Annotated in this window: 11 protein-coding genes; 8 read left to right on the forward strand and 3 right to left on the reverse strand. The window is 59.8% G+C overall.

Features of this window, described 5'->3' with window-relative positions; all coding sequences use genetic code 11:
- Positions 1-19: 19 nt before the first annotated feature.
- Both lolD and lolE read left to right on the forward strand, forming a co-directional pair.
- Positions 20-718 carry a lipoprotein-releasing ABC transporter ATP-binding protein LolD gene (gene lolD / locus BN1143_RS18335; protein WP_005301532.1) on the forward strand — a complete coding sequence of 233 codons (699 nt, stop codon included), beginning with the start codon at positions 20-22 and terminating at the stop codon, positions 716-718.
- Entirely contained in the window at positions 718-1,959 is a 1,242-nt protein-coding gene (gene lolE / locus BN1143_RS18340; protein ID WP_005301531.1) for a lipoprotein-releasing ABC transporter permease subunit LolE, read from the forward strand. Before lolD ends, lolE begins: the two co-directional genes overlap by 1 nt.
- Positions 1,960-2,045: 86 nt before the next feature.
- Here lolE and yfbR read toward each other — a convergent pair whose 3' ends face one another.
- Positions 2,046-2,636: a 5'-deoxynucleotidase gene (gene yfbR / locus BN1143_RS18345; RefSeq protein ID WP_010633794.1), complete on the reverse strand. Its 591-nt coding sequence runs from the start codon at positions 2,634-2,636 to the stop codon at positions 2,046-2,048.
- 73 nt (positions 2,637-2,709) lie between these two features.
- Positions 2,710-3,144: a YccF domain-containing protein gene (locus tag BN1143_RS18350; RefSeq protein WP_017764310.1), complete on the reverse strand. Its 435-nt coding sequence runs from the start codon at positions 3,142-3,144 to the stop codon at positions 2,710-2,712.
- Positions 3,145-3,572: 428 nt separating this feature from the next.
- Here BN1143_RS18350 and tig point away from each other — a divergent pair, with 428 nt between their 5' ends.
- The 6 genes from tig (at position 3,573) to ppiD (ending at position 12,088) form a co-directional block, all read left to right on the forward strand.
- Complete coding sequence (gene tig, locus BN1143_RS18360) at positions 3,573-4,883, forward strand: trigger factor (protein WP_005301527.1); 1,311 nt, start codon at positions 3,573-3,575, stop codon at positions 4,881-4,883.
- An 86-nt stretch (positions 4,884-4,969) separates the two neighbouring features.
- Positions 4,970-5,593, forward strand: coding sequence for an ATP-dependent Clp endopeptidase proteolytic subunit ClpP (gene clpP / locus BN1143_RS18365; protein WP_005301526.1), 624 nt, complete (start codon positions 4,970-4,972; stop codon positions 5,591-5,593).
- A 146-nt stretch (positions 5,594-5,739) separates the two neighbouring features.
- The gene (gene clpX, locus BN1143_RS18370) at positions 5,740-7,014 is read left to right on the forward strand and encodes an ATP-dependent protease ATP-binding subunit ClpX (protein WP_005301524.1); all 1,275 of its coding nucleotides are present in this window, start codon (positions 5,740-5,742) and stop codon (positions 7,012-7,014) included.
- Positions 7,015-7,155: 141 nt separating this feature from the next.
- Positions 7,156-9,510, forward strand: a complete 2,355-nt coding sequence (lon, locus tag BN1143_RS18375; RefSeq protein ID WP_005301522.1) for an endopeptidase La — start codon at positions 7,156-7,158, stop codon at positions 9,508-9,510.
- Between the two features lie 240 nt (positions 9,511-9,750).
- A complete protein-coding gene (gene hupB, locus BN1143_RS18380) occupies positions 9,751-10,023 on the forward strand; it encodes a nucleoid-associated protein HU-beta (RefSeq protein WP_005315375.1) in 273 nt (90 codons plus the stop codon).
- Between the two features lie 151 nt (positions 10,024-10,174).
- On the forward strand, positions 10,175-12,088 hold the full coding sequence (ppiD, locus tag BN1143_RS18385; RefSeq protein ID WP_042051643.1) for a peptidylprolyl isomerase: 1,914 nt from the start codon (positions 10,175-10,177) through the stop codon (positions 12,086-12,088).
- Positions 12,089-12,336: 248 nt separating this feature from the next.
- On the opposite strand, the gene BN1143_RS18390 is transcribed toward ppiD, so the two are convergent.
- Positions 12,337-13,929: an ABC-F family ATPase gene (locus BN1143_RS18390; protein ID WP_010633798.1), complete on the reverse strand. Its 1,593-nt coding sequence runs from the start codon at positions 13,927-13,929 to the stop codon at positions 12,337-12,339.
- Positions 13,930-13,991 lie beyond the last annotated feature (62 nt).

Below are 13,991 nucleotides of genomic sequence, written 5' to 3' on the forward strand. Positions count from 1 at the left end.
TGCAAGTGGAGCCCCCTTTATGAATCAATCCGTCTCCTGCGAGCCGCTGCTGCGCTGTCAGGCCCTCAATCATGTCTACAAAGAGGGCGATCTGGAGACCCAGGTACTCAAGGGCATCGATCTTAGCGTGGCGCCCGGCGAGATGCTGGCGGTGGTGGGCAGTTCGGGCTCCGGCAAGACCACCCTGCTGCACCTGATGGGGGCGCTCGACAACCCCTCCAGCGGCGCCGTGCTGTTCAAGGGGCAGGACATCCATCGCTGGGACAGCCGCACCCAGGCGAAGTTTCGCAACCAGGAGCTGGGGTTTGTCTACCAGTTCCACCACCTGCTCTCCGAATTCAGTGCGCTGGAAAATGCCGCCATGCCGCTGCTGATCGCCGGCGAGTCGGTGGCGAGCGCCACCGAGAAGGCGAGCAAGATGCTGGGGCGGGTGGGGCTCTCCCATCGTCTCAACCACAGACCATCCGAGCTCTCCGGTGGTGAGCGCCAGCGGGTGGCCATCGCCCGCGCCCTGGTCAACGAACCCAGCCTGGTGCTGGCGGACGAGCCCACCGGCAACCTGGATCACGCCAGCGCCACCGCCGTCTATGAGCTGCTCTGCGAACTCAACCGTGAGCTCGGCACCGCGTTCGTGGTGGTGACCCACGACTTGAGCCTGGCGGCCAAGCTCCATCGCCGGGTGACCCTGGTGAGCGGCGTGATGGCGGAGGTCGCCTGATGTTCAAACCGCTGCCCCTGTTTCTGGGCCTGCGTTACAGCCGCTCCCGCCGTCGAAACGGCTTCATCGCCTTTATCTCCGCCTCCTCCCTCATCGGCATCGCCCTCGGGGTGATGGCGCTGATCCTGGGGCTTTCCGCCATGAACGGCTTTGAGCGGGAGCTCAAAAACCGGGTGCTCTCCGTGGTGCCCCACGGCGAGCTGATGGGGATGGAGGCGCCGCTCCCCAACTGGCCCAAACTGCGGGATTACCTGCTGGCCCAGCCCGGGGTGGAGGCTGCCGCCCCGGTGATCCGGCTCGACGGCCTGCTGGAGCACGGCAGCGCCCTCAAGGGGTTGCAAGTGCGCGCCGTGCTGCCGGAGCTCGAGGCTAATCTCTCCGATGCGGGCAACTACATGACGGGGCGCGGCCTGCGCGAGCTGCAAGCCGGCGAGCACGGCCTTATTCTCGGCAAGACCATCGCCGACAAGCTGGGGGTCAAGATAGGGGATACCGTCACCCTGCTGCTGCCTCAGGGGGGCGATGCCACCGGCATCAAGAACCCGAAGCGGGAGACCCTCAAGGTGGTGGGGCTGCTCGAGATCGGCGGCCAGCTCGATGGGGTGCTCGGTTTCATGCATCTGGCCGATGCCCAGGCCATCACCGGCATGGGTAGCGCGGTGGAGGGCTTCAGTCTCAAGGTGAACGACGTGCTCAAGGCGCAGTCCATCACGGTGGCGGCCGCCCAGAAGTTTCCGCACTACGTCTACATCAGCAGCTGGATGAGCCGCCAGGGCTATCTCTATCAGGACATCCAGATGGTGCGCACCGTGATGTACGTGGTGATGCTGATGGTGGTGGCGGTGGCCTGTTTCAACATCGTCTCCACCCTGGTGATGGCGGTGAACGAGAAGCGCAGCGAGATCGCCATCTTGAAGACCATGGGGGCGAGCCCGGGCCAGATCCGGCTCACCTTCGTCATTCAGGGGATGGTGAACGGGGTGGCAGGGGCTCTACTCGGCGCCTTGCTGGGCGGCCTGCTCTCCAGCAAGCTGACCCAGATCCTGAGCGCCATCGAAGGGGTGATCGGCCACCGTTTCCTCAATCCGGACATCTACTTCATCGACTTTCTGCCGACCGAGCTGCACATGCAAGACTTGCTCATCGTGACCGGCGCCGCCATCCTGATGAGCTTGGTGGCGACCCTTTACCCCGCCTGGCGGGCGAGCGGGCTGGTGCCGTCCCGCGAGCTGGGGCACTGATACGCGGCATCTTGTCTGCTGAGAAAAACGAAGGACCCACCGGCGCAAACCGGCGGGTCCTGCTGTTTTGAGGGGAGCTGGCTGGCTCAGTGGGCGTTGAGTTCATCCAGCGGCAGGGAGAAGCTGGCCACGAAGATGTCGATGAAGTAGCGCATCTCGTCGCTCATCCGGGCGGCCAGCATCTGCTCGAGGCGCTTGCGCGCCGGCTCGAACTCCCGGTTGCCGGCGTTGATCTCCTCCAGGCACTTGGTATAGGCGCAGAGGGTGTCGGCATCCTTCACCAACCTGGCCAGCTCGCCGTCCTGGGCACCTGAGTCCAGCAGCGGGCGAAAATCCTCGACCAGCTCAGGCGGCAACATGCCCAGCAGGCGCTGCTCGGCCGCCAACTCAATCTTCTTGTATTCGCGGGCAATCTCGGGATTGAAGTACTTGACCGGGGTGGGCAGATCGCCGGTCAGCACCTCGCTGCTGTCGTGATAAAGGGCCATCACGGCGGCGCGATCGGCATCCACACTGCCGCCAAAGAGCCGGTTTTTGATGAGGCCGAGGGCGTGGGCCACCATGGCCACCTGCAGGCTGTGCTCGGCGATGTTCTCGGGCTGGATGTTGCGCATCAGCGGCCAGCGGTAGATGAGCTTCATGCGGGCGAGATTGGCGAAGAAGTGGCTGGGCAGCATGGGGTACCTCAAAGATGGCAATGAAAAAGGGCAGACCCTAGTCTGCCCTTTTTTGCGGTCGGCGGCATCGCCCTTAACGAATATAGCGACCGGATTCGGCTTCCTGATTGGTGACGATCATCTGGCCGATGGGGGCTAGGCTGATGAGCGCCAGCTTGAGGTGCTGAATGCCGAACGGGATGCCAACGATGGTGACGAAGCAGGCCAGCGCCGAGGCGATGTGGCCGATGGCCAGCCAGATCCCGATCAGCACGAACCAGATGATGTTGCCAATCAGCCCCATGGTGCCGGTGCCCATGTCGCTCAGCCCCGTCATGGTCTTGCGGTTGACTGCCTGCTTGCCGAACGGGAAGAAGGTGAAGGTGCCGATGACGAAGCAGGCGCGTCCCCAGGGGATGCCGATGAGGGAGATGAAACAGAGCAGTCCGGCCAGCCACCAGGCCAGCCCCATGAAGACGCCTCCCAGTACGAACCAGAGCAGATTGAACAAGAAGCGGAAAAAGGCCATGTCGGTGACTCCAGACTTATCAAGATGGCTGCCACCATAACGAGCGATGGTCATGGACGCAATGGTTGAAGGGGCGGGGCGGACAATTTGGGTCGCAGCCTGCACGCCGCGGCCGGTCTGCCGGCTGATGAGCTGAAAAAGTAGACTCTTACACGAAAAAAGGTGAGCAAGTGCAAATTCTTGCAGTCTGCATCCTTGAAGTCGGGCTCGGTTTTCCCCATATAAGGGGCAGTTTTGCGCGAATTGTGCCATTGCCAGCCCGGTTTGGGGACGTGTGGCTCGACTCGATCAAAGTGCGCCGCTATAATGTCGCGTCATATTTTCTCATCACAAAGACAGTCGTTGTCTTTATAAACAGGAAGACTCCGGGCTTTGCCCAGGGGCAATAAAGGGTCAGCACGCAGTGCTGAGTTGAACGAGGTAGAAGAATGCAAGTTTCTGTAGAGACAACCCAGGGTCTGGAACGCCGTCTTACCATCACCGTACCGGCCGCTACCGTTGACGCCGCCGTGCGCAAAGAATTGAACGGCCTGGCCAAAACCCGTCGCATCGACGGTTTCCGTCCTGGCAAGGCTCCGGTTGCCATCATCAAGAAAATGTTCGGCGCCATGGCTCATGCTCGCGTTGCTGACGAAATGATGCAGAGCAACTTCATCAAGGCCATCATCGACAACAAACTGAGCCCGGCCGGTGCCCCGACCATGGATCCGAAAGAGATCAAAGAGGGTCAGGATTTCGAATTCACCGCCACTTTCGAAGTGTATCCGGAGTTCGAAGTTGCCGGTCTGGAGACCATCAAGGTCGAGAAGCCGGTTGCTACCGTGAAGGATGAAGATCTGGCCAACATGATCGACACCCTGCGCAAGCAGCACGCTACCTGGAGTGAAGTGGACGCCGCCGCTGCCGATGGCATGCGTGTGACCATGGACTTCGTCGGTTCCATCGACGGTGAAGAGTTCGACGGCGGCAAGGCCGAAGGCTTCAACCTGGTACTGGGTGCCGGTCGCATGATCCCTGGCTTCGAAGACGCCATCATGGGCAAGAAAGCAGGCGACGAGTTCACCATCGACGTGACCTTCCCGGCTGACTACCACGCTGAAAACCTGAAAGGCAAAGCTGCCAAGTTCGCTTCCAAGCTGAACAAGGTGGAAGAGCAGATCCTGCCTGAGCTGACCGAAGAGTTCGTCAAGCGTTTCGGCATCGAGAGCGGCAGCGTTGAAGAGCTGAAAGCCGAAGTGCGCAAGAACATGGAGCGTGAACTGGCTCAAGCCCTGAAAAACAGCGTGAAAGAGCAGGTGCTGAACGGCCTGGTTGAAGCCAACCAGATCGATCTGCCGAAGGCTGCCGTTGCTCAGGAAATCGATGCCCTGCGTCAGCAGGCACTGCAGCGTTTCGGCGGCTTCCAGGGCGGCAACGCACCTGAACTGCCGGCCGAGCTGTTCCAGGCCCAGGCCGAGCGTCGCGTACGCGTTGGTCTGCTGCTGGGTGACGTGATCCGTACCAACGAGATCAAGGCTGACGACGCCCGCGTCAACAGCATCATCGAATCCATGGCCACTGCCTACGAAGATCCGAAGGAAGTGATCGAGTACTACCAGAAGAACGAGCAGATGCTGAACGGCGTTCGCAACCTGGCGGTAGAAGATCAAGCCATCGACCTGATCCTCTCCAAGGCCCAGGTGACCGAGAAAGAAGTTGCATTTGACGAAGTGATCAACAAGTCCGGTGCCGCTGCCTAAGAACATTTGACTTAAGGTCAAGACTGTTAAGTATAATGGCTCGTGTGATCTCCACTCGGGCCATTTTATTTTAGGGACAATGCCTTATGTACAAGAACTATAACGATGTGACTGAATCCCCACGCAATGCGCTCATCCCGATGGTGGTAGAGCAAACCGCGAAAGGGGAGCGTTCCTACGACATCTATTCTCGTCTGCTGAAGGAGCGGGTGATCTTCCTGACCGGTCAGGTTGAAGATCACATGGCGAATCTGGTGGTGGCTCAGCTGCTGTTCCTGGAGTCCGAAAATCCGGATCAGGACATCAGCATCTACATCAACTCTCCGGGTGGGGCCGTCACGGCCGGTATGTCCATTTATGACACCATGCAGTTCATCAAGCCGGACGTCAGCACTGTGTGCATGGGGCAGGCCTGCTCCATGGGCGCCTTCCTGCTGGCCGGTGGTGCCAAGGGCAAGCGTTTCTGCCTGCCCAATGCCCGGGTGATGATCCACCAGCCGCTTGGCGGTTTCCAGGGCCAGGCATCTGATATCCAGATCCACGCCCAGGAGATCCTGAAGATCAAGAATACCCTGAACGAGCGTCTTGCCTTCCATACCGGACAGGACATGGCCACCATCGAGCGTGACACCGACCGTGACAACTTCATGTCCGCCGAGCAGGCCGTGGCCTATGGTCTGGTTGATGGTGTCCTGAGCCGCCGCGGCTGAGCCACGAGCTAGCCCGTACCATCATTGAGGACATCATCTGATTTGGTGATGCCCTCAATCGGCAGATCAGGCATGGGCAGGGTGTTCCGGACTGTTGTAAACTCAACAGGACAATCCATCCTCTATTGATAAAACGAGGTTGCTGAATGACAGAAAAACGCAAGGGTGAGGGTGATAAGCTGCTCTACTGCTCTTTTTGCGGCAAAAGCCAGCATGAAGTGCGCAAGCTGATCGCTGGCCCTTCCGTCTACATATGTGATGAGTGCGTCGAGCTGTGCAACGACATCATCCGCGAGGAGATCCGCGAGATCTCGCCCAAGCGCGATGGTAGCGAGCTGCCGACCCCTCATGAAATCCGCGCTCATCTGGATGACTATGTGATCGGGCAGGAGTACGCCAAGAAGGTGCTGGCGGTGGCCGTCTACAACCACTACAAGCGGCTGCGCAGCGGCAGCGAGTCCGGTGGTGTGGAGCTGGGCAAATCCAACATCCTGCTGATCGGTCCGACCGGCAGCGGCAAGACCCTGCTGGCCGAAACCCTGGCCCGTCTGCTGGATGTGCCGTTCACCATGGCCGATGCCACCACCCTGACCGAAGCCGGTTACGTGGGCGAGGACGTGGAGAACATCATCCAGAAGCTGCTGCAAAAGTGCGACTACGACGTGGAGAAGGCCCAGCGTGGCATCGTCTACATCGACGAGATCGACAAGATCTCCCGCAAGTCGGACAACCCCTCCATCACCCGCGATGTCTCCGGGGAAGGGGTGCAGCAGGCCCTGCTCAAGCTGATCGAAGGGACCATCGCTTCCGTGCCGCCGCAAGGTGGTCGCAAGCACCCGCAGCAGGAGTTCTTGCAGGTCGATACCTCCAAGATCCTGTTCATCTGTGGTGGCGCCTTCGCCGGCCTGGACAAGGTGATCGAGCAGCGCTCCGTCAAGGGCACCGGCATCGGCTTTGGTGCCGAGGTCAAGTCCAAGAGCGCCAAGGCGACCCTGAGCGAGAGCTTTGCCAAGGTGGAGCCGGAAGATCTGATCAAATACGGTCTGATCCCCGAGTTCATCGGTCGTCTGCCGGTGGTCGCGACCCTGACCGAGCTGGACGAGGCTGCCCTCATCCAGATCCTGAAAGAGCCGAAGAACGCGCTGACCAAGCAGTATGCCGCGCTGTTCGATCTGGAAGGGGTGGAGCTGGAGTTCCGTGACGACGCCTTGAACGCCATTGCCCGCAAGGCGATGGAGCGCAAAACCGGCGCTCGCGGTCTGCGTTCCATCGTGGAAGCCGTGCTGCTGGATACCATGTATGACCTGCCGTCGCTGGACGGTGTCAGCAAGGTGGTGATCGACGAGACCGTGATCAAGGGGGACTCCGCGCCCTTGATGATCTACGAAAATCCCGAGACCCAGGCCGCCGCATCAGAGTAAATGTCTGATTTTTAATCAAATGAAAGGGGCTTTTTGCCCCTTTCATGCTTTTTGCGGTTTCGGCGATTGAATCTCATCTAAGCGCCCCCATATACTCAGCCAAGCGCTTTGCCAACGGTATAACAAGCCGAGAGGACATATATGAACCTAGAGCGTTCAGAACGCATCGAGATTCCCGTCCTGCCTCTTCGTGACGTGGTGGTTTATCCCCACATGGTCATTCCACTCTTTGTGGGGCGGGAAAAATCCATTCGCTGTCTGGAAGCGGCCATGGAGCAGGACAAGAAAGTTCTGCTGGTGGCCCAGAAGGATGCGTCAACCGATGAGCCGACGGTGGAGGAGATCTTCTCCGTCGGGACAGTGGCCAATATTCTGCAGATGCTCAAGCTGCCCGACGGCACCGTCAAGGTGCTGGTGGAAGGGGGCCAGCGTGCCCGTCTTGAGCGGATGATCGACGACCGGGACTTCTTCGTTGGCGAGGCGCAGTACATCGCCTCCAAGGCGATCGACGAGAAGGACCAGGACGTGCTGGTACGTTCTGCCATAGGTCAGTTTGAAGGTTACATCAAGCTCAACAAGAAGATCCCGCCCGAGGTGCTCACCTCGATTTCGGCGATCGACGACGCGGCGCGCCTGGCCGATACCATGGCTGCCCACATGCCGCTCAAGCTCGAAGACAAGCAGAAGGTGCTGGAAATCGCCTCCGTGTCCGAGCGCATCGAGTTTCTGATGGCCATGATGGAGTCGGAGATCGACCTGCTGCAGGTCGAGAAGCGCATCCGCTCCCGGGTCAAGAAGCAGATGGAGAAGAGCCAGCGCGAGTACTATCTCAACGAGCAGATGAAGGCCATCCAGAAAGAGCTGGGTGAGCTGGAAGACAGCCCGGATGAGTTCGAGGCTCTCAATCGCAAGATTGAAGAGGCCGGCATGCCGGAAGATGCCCGTGAGAAGGCGCAAGCCGAGCTTGCCAAGCTGAAGATGATGTCCCCCATGTCGGCGGAAGCCACCGTGGTGCGTAGCTACGTCGACTGGATGGTGCAGGTGCCGTGGAAGGCGCGCTCCAAGGTCAAGAAAGACCTGGGCAAGGCGCAAGAGGTGCTGGATGCCGATCACTATGGCCTGGAGAAGGTCAAGGATCGCATCCTCGAGTATCTGGCGGTGCAGGCGCGGGTGAACAAGCTCAAGGGCCCCATCCTCTGCCTGGTTGGGCCTCCCGGTGTGGGCAAGACCTCGCTCGGTCAGTCCATCGCCAAGGCCACCGGTCGCAAATATGTACGTATGGCGCTCGGCGGCGTGCGTGACGAGGCGGAGATCCGCGGTCACCGTCGTACCTACATCGGCTCCATGCCCGGCAAGCTCATCCAGAAGATGGCCAAAGTCGGCGTGAAGAACCCGCTGTTCCTGCTCGACGAGATCGACAAGATGAGCTCGGACATGCGAGGCGATCCCGCCTCCGCCCTGCTGGAAGTGCTGGATCCCGAGCAGAACAACAGCTTCAACGATCACTACCTGGAAGTGGATTATGACCTGTCGGACGTGATGTTCGTGGCCACCTCCAACTCCATGAACATCCCGGGTCCACTGCTGGACCGGATGGAAGTGATCCGTCTGTCCGGTTACACCGAAGACGAGAAGCTCAACATCGCCAAGCAGCACCTGGTCTCCAAGCAGATCCAGCGCAACGGCCTGAAAGAGTCCGAGATCACCATCGAGGATTCCGCCCTGGTCGGGGTGATCCGCTACTACACCCGCGAGGCGGGGGTGCGTAGCCTGGAGCGCGAGATCTCCAAGATTTGTCGCAAAGCGGTCAAGCGCATCCTGCTGGACAAGAGCATCAAGCATGTTCAGGTCAATCAGGCCAACCTCAAGGAGTTCCTCGGGGTGCAGCGTTTCGACTACGGCAAGGCGACCGACCAGAACCAGGTGGGTCAGGTCTGTGGTCTGGCGTGGACCGAAGTGGGGGGCGATCTGCTCACCATCGAGACCACCAACATGCCGGGCAAGGGCAAGCTCACCTATACAGGCTCCCTCGGTGACGTGATGCAGGAGTCCATCCAGGCGGCCATGACGGTGGTGCGGGCCCGTGCCGAGAAGCTGCGCATCAATGCGGACTTCTACGAGAAGCGCGACATCCACGTGCACGTACCGGAAGGGGCCACCCCCAAAGATGGTCCTAGCGCCGGTATCGCCATGTGTACCGCCCTGGTCTCCAGCTTGACCGGTAATCCGGTTCGTGCTGATGTGGCCATGACGGGGGAGATCACCTTGCGCGGCGAAGTGCTGCCCATCGGCGGTCTCAAAGAGAAGCTGCTGGCGGCTCATCGTGGTGGCATCAAGCGTGTGCTGATCCCGAAAGAGAACGAGCGGGACCTCGAGGAGATCCCGGACAACGTCAAACAAGACCTTGAAATTCATCCGGTTCGCTGGATTGACGAGGTACTGGAACTGGCGTTGCAGGACAATCCGCAAGGGTTTGAGCGCGTTTCTGTCGTATAAATGTTGATGCGCCGCAAATTTGGCGCATTCTGGCGGTGGTTAAGGCTTGCATGCTCCGGATAACGGAAGTAGCCTTGACCACCGATCGGGAACTCATGATGAGTCGCAAGGCGTGATGTGGCGCGGGTTTGCGCCAGATTGTCACTTGCAACTGATCAGGAGGCTTGCTATAAAACCTCCACTTGTTGTGGCCAGGGAAATCGGCGCCGCAGCGATGTTCGATAAAAGGGGAATATAAGAGTGAATAAATCTCAACTGATTGACAAGATTGCAGACGGTGCTGATATCTCCAAAGCCGCTGCTGGCCGTGCGCTGGATGCTTTCATTGACGCCGTCGGTGAAGCTCTGAAAGAGGGTGACCAGGTTGCGCTGGTTGGTTTCGGTACTTTCGCCGTGCGCGAACGTGCTGCCCGTTCTGGCCGTAACCCGCAAACTGGCGCGACCATCGAAATCGCCGCTGGTAAAGTTCCTGCCTTCAAAGCCGGTAAGGCCCTGAAAGACGCGGTCAACTAAGCCGGGCGCTGATTCTACATCGGCTACCGTCCTTGGTCACAGACCAGACAAGTGAGAGGGCTCTCCCTCATACTGATTGACCAAGGCGCATCGCAATCGGTGCGCCTTTTCATTATTTACGCCCATCGAGTTCGGGAGCATAAGTACAAACATGATGTTGGATAAACTACGCGAAGGGGCGCAGGGCAAGGTGGCCAAGGTTATCTTGGGCCTGATCATCCTCTCCTTTGCCTTGGCCGGTGTAGGTAGCTATCTGAACGGTCCGGCCCGTACCGCCCCCGCCACCGTCAACGGCACGGATATCACTGCCGCGGCACTGGAAAATGCCTACCGCAACGAGCGCGCCCGCATGGAGTCCCAAATGGGGGAGTCCTTCAATCAGCTGGCCGCCAATCCCGATTACATGAAACAGTTCCGCCGCGGCGTACTGGACAGACTGATCGATCAGGCCCTGTTTGACAGCAAGGCCCGTGAACTGGGTCTGCGGGTCAGCGATGAGCAGATCAAGCAGGCCATCGTCGCCATGCCCGAGTTTGCCGAAGAGGGCAAGTTCAACAACGATCGCTACCTGCAGCTGATCCGCCGTGCCGGCATGACCCCCGAGATGTTCCGTGACTCCCTGCGCCAGGACATGGTGCGTCAGCAACTGATGGGCGCCCTGCTGGGCACCGAATTTGCGCTCAAGGGTGAAGCCGAGCAACTGGACAAGCTCTACAACCAGACTCGCGATCTGCGTCTGGTGCGCCTGGCCGCCTCCGCTTATCTGGGTGACGTAAAAGTCTCCGATGAAGAGGTGGAGCAGTACTACAAGGCCAACAGCAACCGCTTCATGAACGACGAGCAGGTCAAGGTCGACTATCTGCTGCTGGACGCTGCCACCCTTGGCAAAGACGTCAAGGTGAGCGAACAGGATGCCCAGGACTACTACGATCAGCACCAGGATCTGTTCCAGCGTGCCGAGCGTCGCCACGTGGCTCATATCCTGATCCCGTTTGGCAAGGACGAGAAAGCCGCCGAGCAGAAGGCTGAAGCCGTACTGGCGAAAGCCAAGGCGGGCGAGGACTTCGCCGCGCTGGCCAAGGCCGACTCCTCCGATACCTTCTCCGCCAAGAAGGGCGGCGAGCTGGACTGGTTCGAGAAAGGGGTGATGGATCCGGCGTTCGAGAAGGCGGCATTTGCCCTGGCCAAGGCCGGCGATCTCTCCGCCGTCGTCAAGAGCCCGTTCGGCTTCCACGTCATCAAGCTGCTGGGGGTTGAACCTGCCCAGACCAAGCCGTTTGCCGATGTGAAGGCAGAGACCATCAGCCGTCTGCAGAGCGACAAGGCCAAGGAGCTGTTCTTTGCCGAGCAGCAGAAGATGGCCGACAGCAGCTTCGAGAACCCGGACTCGCTGGACTTGACCGCCGAGACCATGGGCCTCAAGGTGCAGTCCACCGGTTACTTCAGCCAGGCTGATGCCCCGGCACCGCTCAATGATCCCAAGGCGCTCTCTGCGGCCTTCTCCGAGCAGCTGCGCGATGACAACACCAACTCCGACGTGATCGAACTGGCTGACGGCAAGGCGCTGGTGATGCACATCACCGGTCACCAGCCGAAAGCGGCCAAGCCGCTGGCGGAGGTGAAAGAGCAGGTGATTGCCGCCATCAAGCACGACAAGGCCAGTGAAGTGGCCCGTGGCAAGGCGCAGGGTCTGCTGGACAAGCTCAAGGCCGGTGAGAACATCCAGCCCGAGCTGACTGCACTGGGTCTGAAGGTGGAGAGCCACGATGGCGTCGCCCGTTTCGCCCAGGATCTGGATCAGAACCTAGTGGCACAGGCCTTCCGCATGCCTCATCCGGTCGATGGCAAGCCGAGCGTCGAGCTGGTGACCGAAGCCAATGGCGACCGCGTGGTGGTGGCCCTGGACAAGGTGACCGTCGCCAAGGAGCCGTCCGGCATGGCCAAGCTGCTGCAAGGCCAGCTGGGTCAGGGCAAGGCTCAGGTGAGCTACAAGTCTCTCATCGACGAGCTGCGCAAGTCTGCCAAGATTGAGTACTTCACCGACGTGGAAGCCACGGTCGAATAAGTCGAACCAATCCCAGTCGATATGAGAACGGCCCCTTGATGGGGCCGTTTTTTATCTGTACGCGGCAGAAGGGGCGGGATGTGCTGCCCCTTCTGACTGAAATAAGCTGCCTGGCCGAAGATAAGCAGCGGGAGCCAAACCCTTGGCTCTTCTGGTCTGCATTCCAAGGCAGGTAGCCTTGCCAACAGGCATAAAAAAACCGGCACTCAGGTGCCGGTTTTCATTGACGGGATGTGCGGGCTGGGGGGTTACACTACGCCCTGGGTACGCAGGTAATCCTCGTAGGTGCCGCCGAAATCGCGGATGCCGTTCTCGGTCAGCTCCAGGATGCGGGTCGCCAGGGAGGAGACGAACTCACGGTCATGGGAGACGAAGATCAGGGTGCCCTTGTACATCTCCAGCGCCAGGTTCAAGGATTCGATAGATTCCATGTCCAGGTGGTTGGTCGGTTCATCCATGATCAGGATGTTGGGGCGCTGCATCATCAGCTTGCCGAACAGCATGCGGCCCTGTTCACCACCGGAGAGCACCTTGACCGGCTTCTTGATATCGTCCTGAGAGAACAGCAGGCGGCCCAGCACGGAGCGTACGGCCTGCTCATCTTCGTTCTCCTGTTTCCACTGGGCCATCCAGTCGAACACATTGAGGTCGGTGTCGAAGTCCTCGGCGTGATCCTGGGCGTAGTAGCCGATCTGGGCGTTTTCGGACCACTTGATGGTGCCGGTATCCGGTGCCAGAGCCCCAACGAGGGTCTTGATCAGGGTGGATTTACCGATACCGTTGGTACCCAGAATGGCGACCTTCTCACCCACTTCCAGCATCATGTTGAGCCCCTTGAACAGGGGGCCGTCGCCATAACCCTTGGAAACGCCTTCGATCTCCAGGATGTTGCGGTAGAGCTTCTTCTCCTGCTCGAAGCGGATGAAGGGGTTCTGACGGCTGGAGACCTTCACTTCCTCAATCTTGATCTTGTCGATCTGCTTGAGGCGAGAGGTGGCCTGGCTGGACTTGGAGGCGTTGGCGCTGAAACGCGACACGAAGGATTGCAGATCGGCGATCTGGGCCTTCTTCTTGGCGTTGTCGGCCAGCAGGCGCTCACGGGCCTGGGTAGCGGCGGTCATGTACTCGTCGTAGTTGCCCGGGTAGACGCGCAGCTCGCCGTAGTCCAGATCCGCCATGTGGGTGCAGACGGAGTTCAGGAAGTGGCGGTCGTGAGAGATGATGATCATGGTGCTCTCGCGATCGTTGAGCACCTGTTCCAGCCAGCGAATGGTGTTGATGTCCAGGTTGTTGGTCGGTTCGTCCAGCAGCAGGATATCGGGGTTGGAGAACAGCGCCTGTGCCAGCAGCACCCGCAGTTTCCAGCCCGGTGCCACTTCGCTCATCGGGCCGTTGTGCTGCTCGATGGGAATGCCGGCACCCAGCAACAGCTCGCCTGCGCGCGCTTCGGCGGTATAGCCGTCATACTCGGCGACCAGGCCTTCCAGCTCGGCGGCCTTCATGTAGTCGTCGTCGGTCGCTTCCAGGTTGGCATAGATGGCGTCGCGCTCGGCGATGGCGGCCCACAGCTCGGTGTGACCCATCATGACCACGTCCAGTACGCGCATCTCTTCGTAGGCGAACTGATCCTGACGCAGCTTACCGATCCGCTCGTTGACGTCCAGGCTCACATTACCGCCAGTGGGCTCCAGATCGCCGCCGAGGATCTTCATGAAGGTGGACTTGCCACAGCCGTTGGCGCCGATGAGGCCGTAGCGGTTGCCGCCGCCAAACTTGACGCTGATGTTCTCAAACAGCGGCTTGGCGCCGAACTGCATGGTGATGTTGTTGCTTGAAAGCACTGGAATGTCCCGGTTGATCTGTCAAATGGCGCGCATTATGGCACAGATCCCCCGAAAGTTTT

It is taken from the genome of Aeromonas dhakensis, assembly GCF_000820305.1.
GTDB lineage: Bacteria > Pseudomonadota > Gammaproteobacteria > Enterobacterales > Aeromonadaceae > Aeromonas > Aeromonas dhakensis.